This window comes from Vibrio sp. QJM3NY_39 (genome assembly GCF_057785895.1).
Genome location: NZ_CM173505.1, coordinates 3,044,499 through 3,067,367, shown reverse-complemented (window position 1 = coordinate 3,067,367; position 22,869 = coordinate 3,044,499). Strand labels below are relative to the sequence as shown.

20 protein-coding genes are annotated in these 22,869 nt (G+C 44.3%); 13 read left to right on the top strand and 7 right to left on the bottom strand.

Going from position 1 to position 22,869, the window contains the following annotated elements:
* Positions 1-37 precede the first annotated feature (37 nt).
* Positions 38-589, top strand: coding sequence for a hemerythrin domain-containing protein (locus tag AC3CHU_RS13645; RefSeq protein ID WP_054547802.1), 552 nt, complete (start codon positions 38-40; stop codon positions 587-589).
* Positions 590-695: 106 nt separating this feature from the next.
* Here the strand turns inward: AC3CHU_RS13645 and AC3CHU_RS13640 are convergent, their stop codons facing one another.
* The 3 genes from AC3CHU_RS13640 to AC3CHU_RS13630 all read right to left on the bottom strand — a co-directional run bounded on the left by AC3CHU_RS13640 (position 696) and on the right by AC3CHU_RS13630 (position 4,554).
* Positions 696-1,889, bottom strand: a complete 1,194-nt coding sequence (locus tag AC3CHU_RS13640) for an ISL3 family transposase (RefSeq protein ID WP_488524348.1) — start codon at positions 1,887-1,889, stop codon at positions 696-698.
* Positions 1,890-2,144: 255 nt separating this feature from the next.
* A complete protein-coding gene (gene yaaA, locus AC3CHU_RS13635; protein WP_488524739.1) occupies positions 2,145-2,921 on the bottom strand; it encodes a peroxide stress protein YaaA in 777 nt (258 codons plus the stop codon).
* Between the two features lie 202 nt (positions 2,922-3,123).
* Positions 3,124-4,554 carry an alanine/glycine:cation symporter family protein gene (locus AC3CHU_RS13630; protein ID WP_017084788.1) on the bottom strand — a complete coding sequence of 477 codons (1,431 nt, stop codon included), beginning with the start codon at positions 4,552-4,554 and terminating at the stop codon, positions 3,124-3,126.
* A 712-nt stretch (positions 4,555-5,266) separates the two neighbouring features.
* Here AC3CHU_RS13630 and AC3CHU_RS13625 point away from each other — a divergent pair.
* Together AC3CHU_RS13625 and AC3CHU_RS13620 are read left to right on the top strand one after the other, a co-directional pair.
* Positions 5,267-5,455, top strand: a complete 189-nt coding sequence (locus tag AC3CHU_RS13625) for a DUF3545 family protein (RefSeq protein WP_004735002.1) — start codon at positions 5,267-5,269, stop codon at positions 5,453-5,455.
* A gap of 150 nt (positions 5,456-5,605) precedes the next feature.
* On the top strand, positions 5,606-6,799 hold the full coding sequence (locus tag AC3CHU_RS13620) for an ISL3 family transposase (protein ID WP_488524348.1): 1,194 nt from the start codon (positions 5,606-5,608) through the stop codon (positions 6,797-6,799).
* A gap of 33 nt (positions 6,800-6,832) precedes the next feature.
* Here AC3CHU_RS13620 and srmB read toward each other — a convergent pair whose 3' ends face one another.
* Together srmB and AC3CHU_RS13610 are read right to left on the bottom strand one after the other, a co-directional pair.
* Positions 6,833-8,098, bottom strand: a complete 1,266-nt coding sequence (srmB, locus tag AC3CHU_RS13615) for an ATP-dependent RNA helicase SrmB (RefSeq protein WP_054547801.1) — start codon at positions 8,096-8,098, stop codon at positions 6,833-6,835.
* Between the two features lie 107 nt (positions 8,099-8,205).
* Complete coding sequence (locus AC3CHU_RS13610) at positions 8,206-8,934, bottom strand: tRNA1(Val) (adenine(37)-N6)-methyltransferase (protein ID WP_488524738.1); 729 nt, start codon at positions 8,932-8,934, stop codon at positions 8,206-8,208.
* Positions 8,935-9,248: 314 nt separating this feature from the next.
* On the opposite strand from AC3CHU_RS13610, the gene brnQ reads away from it, so the two are divergent.
* Complete coding sequence (gene brnQ, locus AC3CHU_RS13605) at positions 9,249-10,562, top strand: branched-chain amino acid transport system II carrier protein (RefSeq protein ID WP_017077715.1); 1,314 nt, start codon at positions 9,249-9,251, stop codon at positions 10,560-10,562.
* Positions 10,563-10,749: 187 nt separating this feature from the next.
* Here the strand turns inward: brnQ and fldB are convergent, their stop codons facing one another.
* Positions 10,750-11,271: a flavodoxin FldB gene (gene fldB / locus AC3CHU_RS13600; RefSeq protein ID WP_004735008.1), complete on the bottom strand. Its 522-nt coding sequence runs from the start codon at positions 11,269-11,271 to the stop codon at positions 10,750-10,752.
* Between the two features lie 150 nt (positions 11,272-11,421).
* On the opposite strand from fldB, the gene xerD reads away from it, so the two are divergent.
* From xerD to AC3CHU_RS13560, 8 genes are all read left to right on the top strand, one after another.
* Positions 11,422-12,336, top strand: coding sequence for a site-specific tyrosine recombinase XerD (xerD, locus tag AC3CHU_RS13595; protein ID WP_004735009.1), 915 nt, complete (start codon positions 11,422-11,424; stop codon positions 12,334-12,336).
* 26 nt (positions 12,337-12,362) lie between these two features.
* On the top strand, positions 12,363-13,142 hold the full coding sequence (locus AC3CHU_RS13590; protein WP_017077716.1) for a thioredoxin fold domain-containing protein: 780 nt from the start codon (positions 12,363-12,365) through the stop codon (positions 13,140-13,142).
* Between the two features lie 79 nt (positions 13,143-13,221).
* Positions 13,222-14,958 (top strand): single-stranded-DNA-specific exonuclease RecJ, encoded by a 1,737-nt coding sequence (gene recJ, locus AC3CHU_RS13585; protein WP_488524737.1) that lies wholly within the window; start codon positions 13,222-13,224, stop codon positions 14,956-14,958.
* Positions 14,959-15,209: 251 nt separating this feature from the next.
* A protein-coding gene (gene prfB / locus AC3CHU_RS13580; RefSeq protein ID WP_099426155.1) for a peptide chain release factor 2 occupies positions 15,210-16,308 on the top strand; the annotation gives its coding sequence in 2 pieces (ribosomal slippage) (positions 15,210-15,284 and positions 15,286-16,308; 1,098 coding nt in all).
* Positions 16,309-16,406: 98 nt separating this feature from the next.
* Positions 16,407-17,939, top strand: coding sequence for a lysine--tRNA ligase (gene lysS, locus AC3CHU_RS13575; protein ID WP_488524736.1), 1,533 nt, complete (start codon positions 16,407-16,409; stop codon positions 17,937-17,939).
* A 271-nt stretch (positions 17,940-18,210) separates the two neighbouring features.
* Complete coding sequence (vpsR, locus tag AC3CHU_RS13570) at positions 18,211-19,545, top strand: cyclic-di-GMP-binding transcriptional regulator VpsR (RefSeq protein ID WP_054547795.1); 1,335 nt, start codon at positions 18,211-18,213, stop codon at positions 19,543-19,545.
* Positions 19,546-20,182: 637 nt separating this feature from the next.
* Complete coding sequence (locus AC3CHU_RS13565) at positions 20,183-20,434, top strand: hypothetical protein (protein WP_004735015.1); 252 nt, start codon at positions 20,183-20,185, stop codon at positions 20,432-20,434.
* Between the two features lie 236 nt (positions 20,435-20,670).
* The gene (locus tag AC3CHU_RS13560; protein WP_004735016.1) at positions 20,671-20,982 is read left to right on the top strand and encodes a DUF6482 family protein; all 312 of its coding nucleotides are present in this window, start codon (positions 20,671-20,673) and stop codon (positions 20,980-20,982) included.
* Positions 20,983-21,068: 86 nt separating this feature from the next.
* Here the strand turns inward: AC3CHU_RS13560 and mutH are convergent, their stop codons facing one another.
* Positions 21,069-21,734, bottom strand: a complete 666-nt coding sequence (mutH, locus tag AC3CHU_RS13555) for a DNA mismatch repair endonuclease MutH (RefSeq protein ID WP_086027492.1) — start codon at positions 21,732-21,734, stop codon at positions 21,069-21,071.
* A gap of 616 nt (positions 21,735-22,350) precedes the next feature.
* On the opposite strand from mutH, the gene rppH reads away from it, so the two are divergent.
* A complete protein-coding gene (gene rppH, locus AC3CHU_RS13550; protein ID WP_004735018.1) occupies positions 22,351-22,869 on the top strand; it encodes an RNA pyrophosphohydrolase in 519 nt (172 codons plus the stop codon).

Below are 22,869 nucleotides of genomic sequence, written 5' to 3'. Positions count from 1 at the left end.
ACACTTGTAAATAGTAGGTGTAATGGAGTGCAATACTATGATGATTGAAAGGATAAGACGAGAGCATGGCTATATGGCTCGTTTGCTCGCGATACTCAACAATAAGTTAGAGCATCTAAAACAAGAGCGAGAAATAAACTATAGCTTGATCGCAGAGGTGGTTCATTATCTCATGAACCATTCAGATAAGGTGCATCACCCGAAAGAAGACGTTATTTATCGTTACTACCTCAAGCAATATGGCAGCGAGCAAATGATTGAAGACTTGGAGCTGGAACATCAATTGCTTTCTGAGAAAACAGCGGACTTTTTAGGTGTGGTCGATATGATCCTCCAAGATGCGGTTGTTCCTCAACAAGTCTTTATTGAACAGCTTGAAGCCTTTGTTAAAGCTCAACGAAAGCACATGGAATATGAAGAGAAGCATGTGTTACCGATGATTGTGAAGGCATTCACGGTCAAAGATTGGCAAGAAGTAGAGTCTCAATGGCTTCAACCGGAAGACGACCCTGTCTTTGGAGAGACAATTGCCGATCAGTACCGCCAACTTGCGGCTCGTGTTCGACAGAATGAGCAAGAGTGCGTGTAGCCTGTTGTCGTATTGAAACGCTGCTATTATTAGGCGCTCTCTATTAAGACGCTCGCTTTCAAATTGTGCTCTAAATCGAAGAGTGGTTTCATACAATAAAAAAGGTTCATCGCGGCTTTCCGGGGAAAGCCGCTTTTATCTTCAAGAAGAAGTAGTCTGTATCTCGATACCCATACCCCATTCGCTTGATTAACTTTATCTTGTTGTTTATCCCTTCCAGTGTGCAGGTGTTCAACGGATAACTTGCCGATGCGATAATGCCGTGAAGATAAGGACTCAGTTTTCGTGCGAACTCTTTCAATGGCTTAATTCCACTCTCTTGCACTTGTTCCCACCACGTGTCCCAGAGCCCCTTCGCGTGCCCTTCGGATTCACAATACCAAAGCTCTTTGAGTTGGGCTCCGAGTATATAAGTGGTCATTAAGTCCTTATTGATATTCAATATTTCAGTAAGATAGCTATCTTGACGTGTATTTAAGTTGCCTCTATTTTTCAGCAGTACCCACCGTGAGCGCTTCACCCATTGCCTCGCTTTTTTATCTTGCTTGAGTTTGTTGGCTTGGTCGACTCTGACTCTATCCATCACCTCGCGACCGAACTTAGCAACAACATGGAATAAGTCGTAAACGATTTTTGCGTTCGGGCAGTGCGCTTGAACTTCAAGGTCAAAAGCCGTATTCATGTCCATCGCTACTGCTTCGATATTTACCCCATTCTCGCCTAGCTGCTCGAAGAACGGCCGTATGTCCTTGCGGCTGCGGCCTAATCCAACCCAAATGACTTGATGAGTCTTCGCATCAGCGATGACGGTGGCATATCGATGCCCTTTAAAGATGGCGAACTCATCCATCACGAGCTGCTTTAGCTCACCCCATTTCACTGGCGGCACCACTTGTCGAAGTCGGCGTTTATCTATTTCTTTAATGGTGTGCCAATGAACGCCCGTAATTTGGGATATATGCTTAATGGGAAGCAGGGGTAGCAGTTGTTCTATATAGCTTTTTAGGCGCTTTGTTATACGAGCATAAGGCTCTAACCAAGAGAGAGATTCTGTTTTTATGCCGCAGTCACGACACTTAATCCTTCGAGTTTGAACGGAAAGTTCAACAGGCACACCGAGCAACATGGCATCCTTTACGTGACGCCATTGATACTCATGGATAGCCTCGGCCTCAAGACCACAAAGGCATTTAGCCTCAGAGCTAGGTTTAAGAGTCAGGGTAATAAGTGATGCTGTCTGGAGAGACTTTACTATTTGAAAGCCTTCCCAGAATGAAGATAGGAAAGTATGATTCGGCATAGAAACGGTAGTTTGTGTATGATTTTTGTTTGGCGACTAAACCATATCACTTACTACCGTTTTTGTTTTTAGTTCCCGCTAATCCGCGATGAACCAATAAAAAGCCCCATGCAGTTCTCTGCATGGGGCTTTTCTTTGTCTGGTTTATTATTGTCTGGCTTGTTATCAGGCTAAATAACTAGGCCTCTAATTTTAATTACCGACTCAAACCGAGAGTAACTCATTAACCAAGAGTGACTAATTAACTAAGAGCTACTAGTTTTGCTCTTCACGCTTGAAGACGAGCTCTTTCGCGTTCGACTCTTCTTCAACGAAGTAGTAACCCGCCGTATCAAATTTGGTCAGCGCTTCAACGGAATCAATTTTGTTCTCAATGATGTAGCGAGCCATCATGCCACGCGCTTTCTTGGCGTAAAAACTGATCACCTTGTACTGACCATTCTTACAGTCTTTAAAAACTGGCGTGATGATTTGACCATCGAGGCTCTTCGGCTTCACAGCTTTAAAGTATTCGTTCGATGCTAGGTTGATCAACATATTGTCGCCTTGAGCATTTAGCACTTCATTCAGCTTGTCTGTGATGATGTTGCCCCAGAACTGGTACAAGTTAGTGCCACGCTCATTAGCTAAGCGTGTGCCCATCTCTAGGCGGTAAGGCTGCATCAAATCCAATGGCTTCAATAACCCATATAAGCCAGAAAGCATGCGCAGGTGATTCTGTGCGTAGTCAAAATCATCGTCCGACAGTGTTTCAGCATCTAGGCCAGTGTACACATCGCCCTTAAAGGCTAGGATTGCTTGGCGTGCGTTGTCTTGGGTAAAGGTCTCGCTCCATTGCTCAAAGCGCGCTACGTTCAGCCCAGCAATCTTATCGCTTACCTTCATCAGAGCTGAAACATCAGCAGGTGTCAGCTTGCGGCACTCTTCAATAAGCTCTGCAGAGTGTTCAACAAACTCTGGCTGGCTGAAGCGCTCAGTCGCTAATGGTGATTCGTAATCTAATGTCTTGGCTGGAGAAACGACAACTAACATAACTTTACCCTAATCGGTTATCTAACTGGATGCAGCTAGAGTATAGAAAAAACATCAACTTGTCTTTATGACTCTTCCTATTACTTTGATAGACAGATAGAAATTGCAAACAGATAGAAATCGCAGACAAAGAAAAAGGCTAAGGTCGAAACCTTAGCCTTTCTAATGATTTTAGGATGAGTGATGAATCACTCCAACAAGATTACTTCTTCTTGTTGTTAACCCAAATACCATCTTCCAATTGAGCCTTAAGCTCTGGGAAATCATCCGCATCAAACGTGGGTACTTTACCCGCGTCTAATTGACGGTTGTAGTCTTTCGCTAGCTTAATCACGATGCCCGATAGCAAGATGATCGCTACCAAGTTCACAATCGCCATTAGACCCATCGATACGTCAGCCAATGCCCATACCGTTGGCAATGTCGCCAAAGAACCGAACATAACCATACCCAGTACAACGATACGGAACAGCACGAGGCCCTTCTTATTGTTGTGCTCTAGGAAGATAAGGTTTGTTTCAGCGTACGAGTAGTTTGCAATGATTGAAGTGAAAGCGAAGAAGAAAATCGCTACCGCTACAAAGATGCCACCCCATTCGCCCACTTGTGCCGTTAGTGCACGTTGCGTGAGTTCGATACCCGTGACTTCACCGTGTGGTACATATTCACCAGACATCAGGATGATTGCTACTGTTGCAGAACAGATAACAATTGTGTCCATGAACACACCTAGCATTTGCACATAACCTTGCGATGCTGGGTGCGGTGGGTAAGGCGTAGCAGAAGCTGCTGCGTTTGGCGCAGAACCCATACCCGCTTCGTTCGAGAACAAACCACGTTTGATGCCGTTAATCATCGCTTGTGCGATCGCGTAACCTAGGCCACCAGCTGCTGCTTCTTGCAGACCGAATGCACTCTTGAAGATAAGAGCCAGAACTTCAGGCACTTTCTCAATGTTCATTAGCATTACGTAGATAGCGATAGCTAAGTAAGCCAGTGCCATGATTGGAACAATGATTTCTGCAGTGCGGGCAATCTTACGGATACCACCGAAGATAACGAATGCAGAGATAATTACGATACCAACACCAACGTAGCCACGCTCAAAGTCGAATGCCGTGTTCATTGCACTTGCAATCGCGTTCGCTTGAACCGCGTTGAATACTAGACCAAATGCGATGATTAGGAAGATAGAGAATAGAACCCCCATCCAACGCATACCTAGGCCTTTCTCCATGTAGTATGCAGGGCCGCCACGGTAGTTACCGTCGTTATCACGCGTTTTGTATAGCTGTGCTAGTGTGCTTTCAGCAAATGATGTTGCCATACCTAGCATGGCGATTAGCCACATCCAGAAGATAGCACCAGGGCCACCGGCGGTTAGTGCCACAGCAACACCTGCCATGTTACCTGTACCTACACGAGCAGCAAGACTAGTACAAAGAGCTTGGAAAGAAGAGATACCAGCACTGTCTGCTTTACGGCTGTTTCTAAGAACAGAGAACATGTGGCCGAAATGGCGGAATTGAATGAAGCCTAGTCGTACAGTGAAGTAGATACCCACACCAACGAGTAAGTAAACTAAGATAGATCCCCAAAGGAGATCGTTCATCAAATTGATTAAGTCTGTCACGTGAACCTCGTAATTGAGTTTAAGCACCGATCTTGCGTCCGAGCCTTCCTCTAGATCACCTATGCCAGTGTCAATAGTTGTGTCGGCATTAGATTTATATTTATTTGTTGCGATCTAGATTGTAAATGTCGCTTCATGCATCCATTTTACGTATCAGTGTATTTTTTGACGGGCGGATAATGCAGCGAGACGGCCTAAAAATCAATATGCAAATACATTTATATTAAAATGACATTTCACTAATAACACACCTTTTGTTAACACAATTTTCAACAATACAGCCCAATAAAAGTCACATTATCGGGACATAATATCAACAACAACCAAGGCACCTCCAAAACAAGAACGACATCCTATAAAGATGACGTCAGCCTAGGTTTTACAAGGTATAGTGAAGATCTGTATTTTTTTCTAGGGCAATGAGAACCCTCTACCGCACGGCACAATACGCACTTAAATGCATTGTAGTAAAAATACCATTCCATTCGCACAATGAATTAACATTCCATAACCCCTAATTTAATCGTTTACTTAGGTTTGTTTGCTTGTTTTTTGTACATAAAAATCCCCACAATGTGTGAGCATGCATAAGAAAACAGAACAAAACCTTCATAGATTTGAAACAAATGAGAAACAAATCAAGGTTATTGTGAACCTAAATATGATATTTAATGGTTCGTAAGAACGATTCCCACGGAAGGAGATATGGCTTATGGATAGCTTTCAATTCGATGAACTATCAGAACTAGAAATGCCTCGTGCAACTCAAAAAACTCGCTCTAAACCGCTCAAGCGTAAATGGCGTGAAATCGAGGCTATCAACGATCGTAGACAGCTTGAGAAAGAGCTCAGAGAGATGAATCTCGGTCTCGATTTTAGCCTTGATGATATAAAGCTTTAATCTGCACGACAAGAAATCAGATAGCAAAAGGCACCTATACAGGTGCCTTTTTTATGGTTCATCGCGGATTAGCGGGAACTAAAAACAAAAACGGTAGTAAGTGATATGGTTTAGTCGCCAAACAAAAATCATACACAAACTACCGTTTCTATGCCGAATCATACTTTCCTATCTTCATTCTGGGAAGGCTTTCAAATAGTAAAGTCTCTCCAGACAGCATCACTTATTACCCTGACTCTTAAACCTAGCTCTGAGGCTAAATGCCTTTGTGGTCTTGAGGCCGAGGCTATCCATGAGTATCAATGGCGTCACGTAAAGGATGCCATGTTGCTCGGTGTGCCTGTTGAACTTTCCGTTCAAACTCGAAGGATTAAGTGTCGTGACTGCGGCATAAAAACAGAATCTCTCTCTTGGTTAGAGCCTTATGCTCGTATAACAAAGCGCCTAAAAAGCTATATAGAACAACTGCTACCCCTGCTTCCCATTAAGCATATATCCCAAATTACGGGCGTTCATTGGCACACCATTAAAGAAATAGATAAACGCCGACTTCGACAAGTGGTGCCGCCAGTGAAATGGGGTGAGCTAAAGCAGCTCGTGATGGATGAGTTCGCCATCTTTAAAGGGCATCGATATGCCACCGTCATCGCTGATGCGAAGACTCATCAAGTCATTTGGGTTGGATTAGGCCGCAGCCGCAAGGACATACGGCCGTTCTTCGAGCAGCTAGGCGAGAATGGGGTAAATATCGAAGCAGTAGCGATGGACATGAATACGGCTTTTGACCTTGAAGTTCAAGCGCACTGCCCGAACGCAAAAATCGTTTACGACTTATTCCATGTTGTTGCTAAGTTCGGTCGCGAGGTGATGGATAGAGTCAGAGTCGACCAAGCCAACAAACTCAAGCAAGATAAAAAAGCGAGGCAATGGGTGAAGCGCTCACGGTGGGTACTGCTGAAAAATAGAGGCAACTTAAATACACGTCAAGATAGCTATCTTACTGAAATATTGAATATCAATAAGGACTTAATGACCACTTATATACTCGGAGCCCAACTCAAAGAGCTTTGGTATTGTGAATCCGAAGGGCACGCGAAGGGGCTCTGGGACACGTGGTGGGAACAAGTGCAAGAGAGTGGAATTAAGCCATTGAAAGAGTTCGCACGAAAACTGAGTCCTTATCTTCACGGCATTATCGCATCGGCAAGTTATCCGTTGAACACCTGCACACTGGAAGGGATAAACAACAAGATAAAGTTAATCAAGCGAATGGGGTATGGGTATCGAGATACAGACTACTTCTTCTTGAAGATAAAAGCGGCTTTCCCCGGAAAGCCGCGATGAACCTTTTTATTGAATCATTGAAAGGCGGTTAGATTACTTGTTCTTAACGGCTTTCTTTTTCTTAGCGATTTTCTTTTTCTTAGCAATTTTTTGCTTCGCAACCGCTTTCTTGTCTTCTTTCTTCGGTTTCTTCTTCTTCGTTACCGCGGCTTTCTTATGCGTTGGGCGCATGCCTTCGATGAAGCGTTCTTTGATCGCATCTTCAGTGTAACGAGCCACACGTTCAATCATTAGCTGATCGTGCGCTTCAATGATAGAAACCGCGTTACCTTTCTTACCTGCACGAGCCGTACGGCCGATACGGTGAAGGTAGACATCTGCTGTACGCGGCATGTCGTAGTTAATAACGTGGCTCACATCTGGAAGATCGATACCACGAGCTGCGACGTCAGTTGCCAGCAGTACGTTGATAGAACCATCGCGGAAACGAGAAATCGCGTTGTTACGACGATCTTGAGGCATTTCACCTTGGATCCACACACATGGAATCTGTGCGCTTTCTAGTTGACCTCGTAGCTCGCCTAGGCGATCACGCGTCTTCAAGAAGATGATGCTGCGTTCAGCTTGCTCTGTGATGATATGTTTTAGGATATCAAGCTTGTGCTTAGCTGAATCGGCGCGGTGATACCATTGAGTGATCTTCTTACGTTCACGCAGTGATGATTTAGCATCGATCTCTGCTGGGTTTTTCAGTAGATCTTCAGTGAAACCTTCAATGCCTTTACCTTCTAGCGTTGCTGAGAACAGTAAAGTTTGTTTACGCCAGCGACACTCTGCAGACAGACGGTCAACAACAGGGCCAAAGCCCATGTCTAGCATACGGTCGGCTTCATCGAGAACCAGCCATTCAATCGCACGACAATCGAAACGCTCGCCTTCGATGTACTCCATTAGACGACCGGGTGTTGCCACCACGATATCTTGGGTTGTACTTAAGATGTCAGCGTGCTCTTGGTACATCACACCGCCCGTGATCGTAAAGATGTTCAGGCTGGTGTATTTAGCAAGCTCACGTGCTTGTTCGGTGATCTGCATTGCTAGCTCACGCGTTGGCGTCAGGATAAGCATACGTGCAGGGCCAGATTTCTTACGTGGGAAATCCAGTAGGTATTGCAGTGCTGGCAATACAAATGATGCTGTTTTACCAGTACCTGTTGGCGCAGAAGCCAAAACGTCTCTTCCATCTAACGCTTGCGGGATTGCTTCAGCTTGTATCTGTGTTGGACGTTCGTAGCCCATTTCGTCAATTGCTTTAAGCAGCTCTTGGTTTAGATCGAGTTCTGCAAAGGTTCTGATCACTGTTGTTTCTCCACAAGCAATAAATGTTTCTGCCTCAAAAAGCAGACGATAAAAAAGAGTAGTCGGACATTATAGAAGCATTAGTGATTAGGATCACATGGTATTTGCTACATCTTGAGATAAAAATCTTTAGTAAGGGCAATAAATGCCTCGCTATAACCGCCATCGTGATGGATCGTAAGCGATTCACGCTGCAAATCTTGCTCACAAACAGGATCTTTAGACAATTCAAACAGGACTCGAATTGCCGGTTTTCTGTCTGTTGTTTTTACATCAAGGCGCTTCGCTAGGTACCAACCACATTGTTGGGCAAGCTTGATGAAGCCTTCTCCCTCGGTCGTCGGCAGTATAAAACTGGCTGTGGCGGCATCGGTCGTTATCTCGAAACAACGCTGAGCAAGCTCAAGGTGATCCAAGCTGTTGGTGTGCCTCGCGGTGGCTCTTTGGCTTTGCTGTGCCTGCTCTCCAGAGTTGAAGTAGGGTGGATTACAAATTATCGCATCAAATCGTTGCGATAAATCCGTGGTTAACACGCTGCCATGATGAAGGGAGATGCGATCTTGCCAAGGCGACTGCTCAATATTGACTGTTGCTGCATCAATAGCGTGCTGATCAATATCTATCGCAGAGATTGAAGCATCCTCAAAACGCTGCGCGGCCATCAAGGCCAACAGACCTGTTCCTGTTCCAATATCGAGTACACATGATCTTTGTGGCAGGCTTACCCAAGCGCCAAGTAACACGCCATCGGTACTGACGGGCATGCCACTTTGTCCTCCGTAAATAGAGAATTTTTTGAAATTGAAGCTTTTGGTTTCGGTTTTTTTGTCTTTCATGAATGTTCTGGATATCGATATATTTTAAGTGATTAGCTCTAATGTTAATTAATTGTATAGCTCAATGTTCTATTTGAGAGTTCATTGTTGTTAATTATGGTTAGTTTATAATTATGGCAATATTTCCATATCTAGTGGAATCCACTGCTTTTGGTTCTCAAATGCAAATTTATATGGTGTTTTTTTGTGGTGACTTGCAGCTAGCCAAGTGTTTCGTCATTATGCGCGACTATTTTATAGATTGATTGGCAGCTTCTTGCTGTAACATTCACGTAAGCACAACATAAATTCATAAATATAATTAAGGATTATCTGTGAAACAGAGTCTAAAACTAACAGATATAATGGCATTGGGCTTTATGCTTTTTGCGTTTTTCTTAGGTGCGGGTAACATCATCTTCCCACCTCTTGCTGGCCAATTAGCTGGTGACCACTTTCTTCCAGCGATGTCTGGTTTCCTGCTGACCGCCGTTGGTCTGCCGTTAATCACTATCGTCGCAGTTGCAGTGGCTGGTGGCTCTTGGGGTCATCTAACCAAAGATCTTCCAAAGCGAGCTGCAACTATCATGGCTGTGCTGATCTTTATCATCATCGGTCCTGCATTTGCTGCGCCACGTACCGGCCTTGTTGCTTATGAGATGGCGGTGAAACCGTTCTTCATCGATGCCTCTCAAGCTCACCTCACTCTTTTTTCGATTGCATTCTTTGTGGTAGCGATGTTCTTCTCATGGTCGCAAGGTAAGCTTATCGACGTAATCGGCAAGGTACTGACACCTGCACTATTTGTTGGTTTGGTTGTACTGGCAGTTGCTGTGTTCGTTAACCCACAAGGCGACATTCTTGCGGCTCACGGTGAGTACATTACTCAGCCACTGACCAAAGGTTTCCTTGAAGGCTACAACACCATGGATACGTTTGCTTCGTTGATGTTTGGTATGCTGATTGTTGATGCGATTCGCAGCAAGGGCATTACTGATCGTGCAGCGACGACTAAGTACCTTATCAGCGCAGGTTGTATTGCCGCGGCTGGTCTAGCGTTTGTTTACATCTCTTTGTTCTTCCTAGGCGCAACAAGTGCAACAGTTGCAGCGGGTGCGGACAATGGCGGCGCTATCTTAAGCCTTTACGTTCAATCGTTGTTTGGCCCATCAGGTCAGCTAGTGCTTTCAGTGATCGTATTACTGGCATGTCTAACAACGGCGATTGGCCTTGTTTCAGCATGTTCTGATTACTTCAGCTCGCTAACGCCTTTGTCTTACAAGACTTGGGTAATCATCAACGGTGTAGCTTGTGCAACCGTAGCGAATGTTGGCCTTTCTCAACTGATTTCTCTGTCTGTTCCAGTACTGTTTGCATTGTATCCAGTCGCTATCGCGTTGGTTGCTCTGACGTTCTTGCGTAGCCGTTTCCCTAATCCAAAAGCCGCTTACCGTGTGGTTGTATTAGTGTCTCTACTGTTTGCTCTTATTGATGGTGCTAAAGTAGCGGGTGTCGATGTGTCTGCACTTAAGATGCTGCCATTGTTCGAGATTGGTATGGGTTGGTTGCTTCCAACTGCTGCTGCAATCATCTGTATGTTCTTTGTTGGTAAAGCAACAGAACAAGAGATGGCTGAAGAGACCGTTTAATCTTCCGTTGAGATTAAATCGTTAGTCTGTATTCAATACAAAGTTGAATGGAAAAGGCCTCATTACTTCGCAGTAATGAGGCCTTTTTGTATCTAATCGATGATGTTCTTTCTGCCTGAAGCTCTTAGCCTTGAACTCTTAGCTCGTAGTTCTTAGTTCTTAGTTCTGAACTCTAAGGAAGCAGAACTTATAGCTTTTCGCTGTACTCGACGAGTACTTGTTCAACCCAAGTTGCGATACGTTCGTCGCTGAGTTCGTACTGTGAATCTTCATCCAGAGCCAAACCAACAAACTGAGACTTGTCTTCTGTTAATGCTTTAGATGCTTCGAATTCGTAGCTGTCATCGTTTGGCCAGAAGCCGACAAACTCAGCGCCTGCGGTTTTCAATTCATCATGCAATAGACCCATCGCATCTAAGAACCACTCACCGTAGCCCTCTTGGTCACCTAGACCAAACAGAGCCACAACCTTGCCTTTCATAGGCGTTGTTGCGATGTCTTCCCACAACTCATTCCAGTCTTCTTGAATTTCACCGAAATCCCACGTTGAGATACCAAGTAGTAAAAGGTCGTAGTCCGCCATAAAAGAAAGAGGGGTTTCTTTCACGTTATGGATATCAACTAGGTCTTCACCAATAATGCCGCGAATTTTCTCTGCTGCCATTTCGGTATAGCAGGTGGTTGAGCCGTAAAATAATCCAATTTTCATAGCAAACGTTCGATTTTAATTTCAGATGGCGAATTCTAACCATAAATCGACTTCGATTGCAGCGATTATCCGCTCAAGTCGTAATTTTTATGGCATTCATATTTGCTCTGACATACTCTCAAAACAGTTTCCAATATTGTGAGTAACACTATGCAGTCGCCTCAAGGGCAGAGCGCAGACCACGGTCTCGTTGAGCAGTTTTTAGATGCTATGTGGATGGAGAGGGGGTTATCGGAGAATACGCTTGTCTCATATCGTACCGACTTGTCCAAGCTTCTAACGTGGATGGAAAAGAACAATTACCGCCTCGACTTTATTAGCCTTTCAGGGCTACAGGATTATCAAGGCTGGTTAGCCGACGCCGATTTTAAGCAGACTTCGCGTGCTCGCATGTTGTCGGCGATTCGTCGCTTGTTCCAATACTTGCACCGCGAGAAAGTGAGAGGCGATGATCCGAGTGCATTGTTGATCAGCCCTAAGCTGCCACAGCGCTTGCCAAAAGATTTGAGTGAAGAGCAAGTTAATGCACTGCTAGAGGCTCCTGATCCCAATGACCCTATTGAGCTTCGCGATAAAGCGATGCTTGAGTTATTATATGCAACTGGTCTTCGTGTGACCGAGTTAGTCAGTTTGACTATGGAAAATATCAGCCTAAGACAAGGCGTGGTGCGTGTTATTGGTAAAGGCGGTAAAGAGCGCTTGGTGCCAATGGGCGAAAATGCCGTGGACTGGATTGAGACTTTTATTGAACAAGGTCGGCCACAACTGCTCGGCGAAAACAGTTCTGATGTGGTTTTTCCGAGTAAACGCGCCAAGCAAATGACCCGTCAGACGTTCTGGTATCGTATTAAGCATTACTCGGTTGTTGCTGGTATAGATACAGAGCTATTGTCACCACACGTATTAAGACACGCTTTTGCGACTCATTTACTGAACTATGGCGCAGATCTCAGGGTCGTACAGATGTTGCTTGGGCATAGTGACTTATCGACAACCCAAATTTATACTCACGTGGCGACCGAAAGGCTGAAGCAAATTCACGCGCAGCATCACCCACGTGCTTAAATCCATTTATTTTTAAGGTGAACTTAATGAGCGTATTACGCCGTCTTCCTCTATTAGTGCTTCCTCTCATGATTACTGCATGTAATGCATCAGAAGCGAAAGTAGAACAAACATCAACAGCCGTAGAAGTTGCTCCAGCTCAAGCTATTGATACAGCAGCGTTAACTAAGCGTTTTGAAAAAATCGGTATCAAGGTAGAGAAGATCGTTCCTTCAGACATCGATGGCCTATTAGAAATTCAAACTAACAGTGGCATTATCTTTTCTTCTCCAGAGGGCGATCACTTTCTAGCCGGCACTCTTTACTCTCTGGATGATAACGGCAAATTCAGTGACGTTCTGGCTGAGCGTCAAGCTCCACTTAATGCTGAAAAGGTCGCGGCGATGTCGGATACGGTTATCGAATATAAAGCCGATAACGAAAAGTACGTTGTGACGGTATTTACTGACATTACCTGTGGTTACTGTGTTCGTCTGCACAGCCAAATGCAAGGCTATAACGATCTAGGTATTACCGTTCGTTACATGGCTTACCCACGCCAAGGTGCGACAGGACAAGTTGCCGATCAAATGGCGGCAATCTGGGCTTCAGATGATCCAAAAACAGCCATGCACGATGCTAAAGTAAACCGTCAAATGCCAGCGTCTGGCAAAGACCTAGCAGAGCAGAAGCAGATCATCGCCAAACAATACCAATTGGGTCGTGAGCTTGGCATCAATGGCACTCCTGCTATCGTACTAGCAAGCGGTGAGTTGGTGAGTGGTTACTTACCGCCAGCACAACTTCTTCAACGTTTAGAGCAATAATATCGTTTCTGTATTGCCAATTTATCCCTCATGTTTTTGATTTAAGGAGTGGCCTGATTAATATCAGGCCCATTTTTATATGATAGAGATCCAACGCCGTCCTGAGGTCGACACTTCAGTCTTACCTGCTCACTTACCTGACTTGTTAAAGCGCATTTATGTGAGTCGCGGAATCGACAGTGCTGACCAACTAGAGACAGCAGCGAAAGGCTTGCACTCTTATCAAAAACTGGGCGGCATTGATGCTGCGGTTGAATTGTTGTTCAAAGCCATTCAGCAGCAAAAACGCATCATCATTGTTGGTGACTTTGATGCCGATGGCGCAACCAGTTCGGCGTTGTCTGTGCTTGCTCTGCGTATGTTGGGCAGTTCCAACGTCGACTATCTCGTCCCAAACCGTTTTGAAGATGGCTATGGCTTGAGCCCTGAGGTTGTCGAACAGGCGATCGAACTTGGCGCTGAAGTGATCATGACGGTCGACAATGGCGTCTCTTCGATTGACGGTGTCCGTTTCGCTAAAGAGAAAGGGCTAGACGTTCTGGTTACTGATCATCACTTACCGGGCAATGAACTGCCAATCGCCGATGCGATGGTCAATCCGAACCTAGAAAGCTGTGCATTTCCTTCAAAAGCGCTAGCGGGTGTTGGCGTCGCCTTTTATCTGATGATGGCGTTGTGTGTTCACATGCGTAAGTTGGGTTGGTTTGCAGAGCGCGGTATGACAGAACCTAAGTTGATGGAACTGATTGACCTAGTGGCACTGGGTACTGTTGCGGATGTGGTTCCACTTGATGAAAATAACCGAATCTTGGTGCACCAAGGGCTACAACGCATTCGTGCGGGCAAAGCTCGTCCGGGTATTCAAGCCTTGATTGAAATTGCTAAGCGAGACGCTAAGCGTTTGGTTGCCTCCGATTTTGGTTTTGCGCTTGGTCCACGTATCAATGCGGCTGGCCGATTGGATGACATGTCTTTTGGTGTTGAGCTGCTAATGAGTAACAACATCCATGCCGCGCGTCGAATGGCCAGCGAGTTAGATGGCTTGAACCAAACACGTAAAGAGATCGAAGAGGGCATGAAACAAGAAGCGATGGCTTTTTGTGAGCGCCTTGAATTTGGTAAAGACGATTTGCCTTCTGGTTTGGCGCTGTTTCAACGTGATTGGCACCAAGGCGTAATCGGTATTCTCGCTTCGCGTATCAAAGACAAATATCATCGCCCAGTGATCGCATTTGCTGATGGTGGTGAAGGCAGCATCAAGGGTTCATGTCGTTCGATTCCAGGTTTGCACATGCGCGATGCGCTAGACAGAATCGATACTCAAAATCCTGGCTTGATCTTGAAGTTTGGTGGTCACGCAATGGCTGCTGGCTTAACCATTATGGAAAAAGACTTCGAGCGATTCAGCAAGATGTTTGATGACGTTGTGCGTAAAGAACTCGGTGAGACGGCACTTAAGGGCATTATCTTGTCTGATGGTGAGCTGTTACCTGAAGAGTTCTCAATGCATACCGCTGAGACGTTGCGTTCAGGTGGTCCGTGGGGCCAAGCTTTCCCAGAACCCATCTTTGATGGTGAATTTAAAGTGCTGCATCAAAAACTGGTAGGTGAAAAACACCTTAAATTGATGCTAGAACCTCTATACAAAGGCCACCCAACCAATGTGATGATTGATGGTATTGCTTTCAATGTTGATTTACGTCGCTGGCCAGATGCGTCCGTGAAAACGGTTCATCTTGCATTTAAGCTCGATATCAACGAGTTTCGTGGCAACCAATCGTTGCAGTTGATGGTTGACCATATTGAAGCCAAATAGTTGAAGCCAAATAGCGTTATCGTTCACTGAATGATGTTCATCATTTAGCCCCAAATTCAACAAGCTCTGTTCAAAAACAGGGCTTGTTTTCTTTCTTTCCCTTACAAATTTCACGTGTTTTTTCTGTCTGTCAATTTTATATTCCATTAAGTTGTTGAATCTTGGCTTTCCGCTCTAAAAAATTCTGTATCTCCGTCACACTTTTGAGTACAATTCTTCGGTTAAATTCTACTCATAAATGATGAGCTAAAATGTTTGAAATCAATCCTATTAAAAACCGTCTGCAGGATGTGTCTGAACGCACAAATATCCTGAGGGGGTATCTTTGACTATGACGCTAGAAAAGAGCGTCTAGAAGAAGTAAACGCAGAATTAGAACAACCGGATGTATGGAACGAACCTGAGCGTGCTCAAGCGCTAGGTAAAGAACGTTCTGCATTGGAAGCAGTAGTAGAAACGATCGACCAACTTGACCAAGGTGTTGAGGATGTTGAGGGTCTATTAGAGCTTGCGGTTGAGGAAGAAGACCAAGAAACGTTTGACGAAATCGAACCAGAACTTGCAGAGCTAGAAGCTAAGCTAGAAAAACTGGAATTCCGTCGTATGTTTGCTGGCGATCACGACGCATCAGATTGCTACATCGATTTACAGTCAGGCTCGGGCGGTACAGAAGCTCAAGACTGGACTTCAATGATGTTGCGTATGTACTTACGTTGGGCAGATTCGAAAGGCTTCAAGACTGAAGTGATCGAAGTGTCTGATGGTGATGTTGCTGGCCTTAAAGGCGCAACGGTACGTATTTCTGGTGAATACGCTTATGGTTGGTTACGTACAGAGACAGGTGTTCACCGTCTAGTTCGTAAGTCACCATTTGATTCAAGTGGCCGTCGTCATACTTCATTTGCATCTGCGTTTATCTACCCAGAGATTGATGACAACATTACGATCGATATTAATCCTTCTGACTTACGTATTGACGTATACCGTGCTTCTGGTGCTGGTGGTCAACACGTAAACACCACGGAATCGGCGGTACGTATTACTCACGTTCCAACCAACACCGTGGTTCAATGTCAGAATGACCGTTCGCAGCATAAGAACAAAGACCAAGCGATGAAGCAGCTACGTGCTAAGCTTTTTGAACTTGAGATTCAAAAACAAAATGCTGAAAAACAAGCGAGCGAAGAAACGAAATCAGACATTGGTTGGGGCAGTCAAATCCGCTCTTACGTACTGGATGATTCTCGTATCAAAGATTTGCGCACCGGCATCGAAAACCGTAATACTCAAGCGGTTCTTGACGGTGACTTAGACAAGTTTATTGAAGCTAGCCTGAAATCAGGTCTGTAAGCTTTACCAACTATTAAGCTTTACCAATAATATTGGTAAAAATGCCTATATTTTCAAAAATATAGCTGTCCAAATTATAAAAGCAAGGTACATCTCTAATGACTGATGCTGTTCAAAACGAAAACGCACAAGAAGCTTCTTCACCTGAAGAGAACAAACTAATCGCTGAGCGCCGTAGCAAGCTGGATCACATCCGCTTAAACTGCAAAGCGAACGGTCACCCAAATGATTTCCGTCGCGAGCACCTAGCTGGCGATCTTCAAGCGGAATTCGGTGAGAAGACTAAGGAAGAGTTAGAAGAGCTTAACCACATCGTTGCGATCGCTGGTCGTGTCATGGCGAAGCGTGGTCCATTCCTTGCGATTCAAGAAACTTCTGGTCGTATCCAAGCATACGCAGCGAAAGACGTACAAAAAGTACTGAAAGAGAAGTACCAAGGCCTAGATATCGGTGACATCATCGGTGTTAAAGGTGCGCTTCACAAATCTGGTAAAGGTGATCTTTACGTGAACATGGAAGAGTTTGAACTGCTAACGAAAGCACTTCGTCCTCTACCAGAGAAGTTCCACGGTCTAACTGACCAAGAGATGCGTTACCGCCAGCGTTACGTTGACCTAATCGTGAACGAAGACTCTCGTAACACATTCATCGTGCGTTCTAAGCTTGTGTCTTCAATCCGTAACTTCATGAGCTCAAAAGGCTACCTAGAAGTTGAAACGCCAATGATGCACGTGATCCCGGGCGGTGCTACAGCGCGTCCATTCATCACTCATCACAACGCATTAGACATCGACATGTACCTACGTGTTGCACCTGAGCTTTACCTTAAGCGTCTAGTAGTTGGTGGTTTTGACCGTGTATTCGAGATCAACCGTAACTTCCGTAACGAAGGTCTCTCTCCACGTCACAACCCAGAATTCACAATGATGGAATTCTACCAAGCGTACTCTGACTACAAAGATCTAATGGATCTAACGGAAGAGATGCTAAGCACAGCAGCGATGGACGTTCTTGGTTCTACTTCTATGCCTTACGGTGACGAAACGGTTGAGTTCGGTGGCACTTACGCTCGCATGAGCATGTTCGATGCAATCAAACACTACACGCCTGAAAATGCAAACATTCAAGCTCTGACTGAGGATGATCTTCAGAACAGAGAATTGATGGTTAAAATTGCAGAAGAAGTGGGTCTGTACGTTGAGAAATTCTGGACATGTGGTCAGCTTCTTGAAGAGATCTTTGGTGAAACGGCTGAGCCTCAGCTCATTCAACCAACGTTCATCACGGGTTACCCAGCGGACATTTCTCCATTGGCTCGTCGTAGCGACAGCAACCCATTCTTCACAGACCGCTTTGAGTTCTTCATCGGTGGCCGTGAAGTAGCAAATGGTTTCTCTGAGCTTAACGATGCACAAGACCAAGATGAGCGTTTTAAAGCGCAAGTTAACGCAAAAGACGCGGGTGATGACGAAGCGATGTACTACGATGCAGACTACATTACTGCACTAGAGCACGGCTTACCGCCAACAGCGGGTCAAGGTATTGGTATCGATCGTCTAGCGATGCTATTTACAAATACGCACACAATCCGTGACTTGATCTTGTTCCCGGCAATGCGTCCACAAGCGTAATACTCGCTTATGTGATGTAACAGCCCATCTAATTAAAAAAGCCACCTTCGGGTGGCTTTTTCTGTTTTTAGGCTGCAAAACCTAGCCTGTACCGCACTCTTGATTCGAAAAACCATTATTTCTGACATAGTCTTACTATTGAGACATAAAATCTAAGATAGTCTCACTACTATACGTCCTGCGCTGAATACGATCTCGTGGCATTTTGTCGAACGATGAAGCAGTGACTCGTATTAGCTTGATTTAAATAAAAATAGAATAAGGAAGAAGGATGGGAACTCAATTTAAGATGGATTCCTTACCAGGTTCTCTTATCGTCGTTGGTGGTGCGTACGAACCCTGGTTATCAGTGTTAGAGCAAGTGGGTTGGCAATGTACCCAGTGTGCAGATTTACGAAAAGCCGATGCCTTGATTGCTGACATTGGCCCATGCATTGGCATTGTGGATCTTAGTCATGATGAGTTTAGCCTTAACGGTATCGCTAATCTCGTGAGTAACAACAAGCAAGTAAGATGGCTCGCCTTTATTCGTGAATCGCAATTGAGCTCTGATACCATTTGCCAATTTATCGTGAACTTCTGTATCGACTTTTTCACGGCGCCAATCCCAGATGCCCAGTTATTGAGTACCATTGGTCACCAACTGGGTATGCTCAAGCTTGAGCAGAAAGTATGGCCAAACTACGGCATCAACAACAATATGGGCTTGCTTGGCGACTCTGTGGCTGTGAAGCGTTTGAGAGACCAAGTAAAGCGCATTGGGCCGACAGATGTCAGTATCCTGATTTACGGAGAGAGTGGAGCAGGAAAAGAGACGGTTGCACGCTCAATTCATCAAAACTCTTCGCGAGCGCAAAAGCCATTTTTAACGGTCAATTGTCGTGCCTTATCTGAAATGAGAATAGAAGCCGAGGTATTTGGTATCTCAGCACAGCCCGCTGCAGCACCTTGTCTGTTGGAAGAAGCCGACGGCGGAACCATCTTACTCAATGATGTATTGGCGATGCCACGTAATCAGCAGTTGAACCTGCTGCGTTTCTTACAAGAAGGTAAAATTGAAACTGCGGATGGTCCTAAACCTGTCGATGTGCGTATTCTGGCCGCGAACTCTTCTGATATCGAAAAGGCATTGATCGAGGGCGACTTCAATGAAGAGCTTTATCATTACATCAATGTTCTGCGTATTCACGTTCCGAGCTTGAAAGAGCGAGTGAGTGATATTTCAGTACTGGCTAATCATTTTTTACGTGAGTATTCAAAAGAGTTTAATGCTCAAGCCAAGAGCTTTTCAGACGATGCTATCCGCTCGATGAATCGTTATCACTGGCCGGGCAATGTGCGTGAGCTGATGAATCAAATTAAGCGTGTCGTGCTGATGTCGGATGCGGTGATCATTGACGATCAACAACTTGATTTACCAAAACAGAATGATGAGCGCCGCAGTCTCAAAAGTATCCGTGAGCGTTCAGAGCGAGATGCGTTGTTGATTGTTCTGGAATCTTATGGTGGTCAAGTATCGTTGGCCGCTAAGGAGCTTGGAGTTTCGCGTGCAACCATGTACAGATTGCTGAATAAACATGGCCTGATTTCTGAAGGTGTTGTTTAGAGCTCTCTATTCATTATTCTATCCAGTTAATGTAAATATAAGAGCCACGCATGATGCGTGGTTTTTTTATATCTATTGCTACAACTTCTCGTTGATCGTTGATCGTTGATCGTTGATCGTTGATCGTTGATTGCTGACAGATTGATAGATTGAGCTATTGGAGGCTCGGTCTTTAAGAGAGATGTTCTGTGATTTTATATAATCATAGTGAATATGTTATATATAAAGTGATATGCAACTGATATTTTGGGTGAATAATTTGTTTTGAAATTGTTAATCAATTATCGGTTGAATAATATACTCACTTGGTTAGACTTTAACCGTGAAAGCAATAGCTTAACAAAGACTTATTTGCTTTTATTATCTCATTTCTTTTTGGATTTTTTAGTTAGTTTGGAGGCGCAAATGAAACATTTCGATTTTATACAGCATATTTGCGCGTCGTTTGATCCGTGTACTGACATGGTGACTGTTATGTCACAAACATCAGCCATGGCCGATCGAAACACCCAAGATAAACCTAACTAATAGATCCGTACCCTTATTTGGCTGCGGAAAAATAGCAGCTAAGTGAGAAGCCCTCATACTATCTAACACGCTATTTTTCCTCAGTTTATTTTACAACTGGAGAGTTATTATGCGTCACTCAGTATACTTAAAACTAGCAACAGTCCTTATCCGTGCAGATCTTCGTCGTGAAGAACGTGAATGGCAACGAAAAGTTCGTCGTAGTTCATACGATCTACCATGGAACAATACTCATTTATTGAGAGATATTGGCCTTGAAGCCGATGGTCGACCAATTGGTTTTTCTGAACCTGAAGTCGTTACGATTGAACGTCGAGTTCGTCACCTTCGTCGAGTCTTAAGCGCGCGAATACCGACGTAATCTTGTGGGGTGATAGCGCCTTTCACCCCTTAAGATAAATATCAGTGATAGTTGTGGCGTCGAAAGTGCAAGCTTTTGAACTAAAACTGGCCAAAAAAGAGAAGCACTTGTTTCTCTTTTTTGCTTTTTTAAGCCGTTATGTGTGCTTTTTTAAGCCGTTATGTGTGCTTTTTTAAGTCGTTATCTAGTAAAGAAAAAGAGTTCTACTACGCTTTATAGAGCAAGGGAGGCTGGCTATGCAAAAGCATCAATTAGATATGTGGTTACATGGAGAGCACAAAGACTCTTATCAAACACCAAAGGTATACGTTATTGGCTGTTCCGATATCTCGGAATATCTATTAGCAGTGGAATATAAACACAAGCTAGAACCGGTAAAGCAAGACGGTGAGCCGCTTCACTTTGGATCCTTGGATCAAGTGAAAGAAGAGTTGCTCCGGCTCGGTTTTGAAAAGGCGTATCTTCGCTTACACAACGCCTATGACGAGTTTGGTAATGAGCCAAGCCAAAGCTACTGCGATATTGAACTGGCGCTCAAACCTCATTAGAGAGCGTTCGTAGCTAGAGATTGATTCTAGTTACAGGCGGTTTGTAACATACTGATAGTTTGGTCCATCTATGCTAGATAAGAGCTCTATGCGTAATGGGTTGTCAGCAATTTATGGGTGAATTGAGTCCGTAGATAGAAACCACGTGGCTTAGTCTTGATAGGTTTTCCACTTGCACCGTAAGCTTCTGTTAACACGCGACTGTTGGCCGCTTTTGGTCTTAAATGCAGTGCTTCACCGTGTCTTGCTGTTATCTGCTCAACGTTACCCAACACGATCAACTCCATCAGCTCTTCCCAATCTCTTTTCAGGAGTTCGTTTTCAGCTAGGCTTGGTGTCCAGAGTAATGGGGAGCCAACATGCCTTTCTGCCAGCGGAATCTCTCTTTCTCCCTCTACTGGGATCCACAACACTTTAGACAGCTTGTTTCGAACGTGACTGGTTTCCCAAGTTATGCCTTGCACGCCCATCAATGGAGCGACACAAACAAAGGTGGTTTCGAGTGGCTTTCCAGAGTAGCCAATCGGGATGCTTTTAAGCTCGATACCGAGTTTGGCAAAATCTTGTTCTGGTTTACTGCCAGCGGGCGCACCCAAGTGCCATTCCAATAGTTGTCCAACCCAGCCTTTATCACGCTTGAGGTCGTTTGGCATCACCATCTCAGCTTCATCGGCGAGCTCTTTAAAGGTCATTCCGGCGATAGCATACGCTCTATCTAGCAGCTCTTGTTGTGTTTGTGGTTCTGGTTTCATAATAAAAGACATGATCAAAAAAATGATTTTACCAGAAGTTATCACCATATGACGACTGGTTAAGAAATGATCTCCTTGTTAGGAAAGGGATCAAACTCATGGTTATCCACAGGACATAAAGGTAATTAATTGAAATATTAATTTAGTGGATAAATAAACAGGGGTTTATGGTGGATTAAATGCTTGCCAAATGGGGCTCAAAATGAATCTTTCGCTTACTAGTGTGGATAAACATCGGAGTGGTTGATCTTTAACCATGTTCTGTTTTTGAAAGATCTTTTACTTTTTTAATGTTTTTAAAAATGAAATTCTAATTCTAATTAATTGATTTTTAATTAAATAAATTATATTTACTCGACTTGGTGTTTTTGATGTTGATGAATCTATGGATTAAAAAAAACGATTGCGGGTAATTCTTCACATAGTTATTCACAGAAAAGGTGAATAAATGTGGTCTATGTCTCACTCTTGTGTGGGTAACTAGAATTTGAGCAAAACTTATCCATATTCTTAGTTAATATTCATAAATATAGCGCTTGTCACGTCACTAAGTTTGCTCCGATTGGGGATATGTGGAAAAATCAGAGTAATTAAAAATTTAGATAGAGGTTGGCCAGTGATAGATGGCGATGGTTACCGATTAAATGTTGGTATTGTAATCTGTAACAACCATGGTCAGGTCTTCTGGGCTAAACGATACGGGCAACATTCATGGCAATTCCCTCAAGGGGGAATAGATGAAGGTGAAACTCCGGAACAGGCAATGTACCGCGAGTTGTATGAAGAGGTTGGCCTTACTAAAAAGGATGTAAAGATCGTCGCGACAAGTCGTCATTGGTTACGCTATAAGCTGCCCAAACGACTGGTTCGGTGGGATTCTAAACCTGTCTGTATTGGACAAAAACAGAAGTGGTTCCTTTTACGCTTAGATTGCGATGAATCGCAGATCAATATGCAGCGTGGAAGTACACCTGAGTTTGATGGTTGGCGTTGGGTGAGTTACTGGTACCCAGTTCGACAAGTTGTTTCTTTCAAGCGAGATGTTTACCGTCGAGCGATGAAAGAATTCGCATCTTTAGCAATGCCGTTTAAAGAGCGAAAAACAAAAGGAAAACGCAAATTGCGTAGAGGTTAA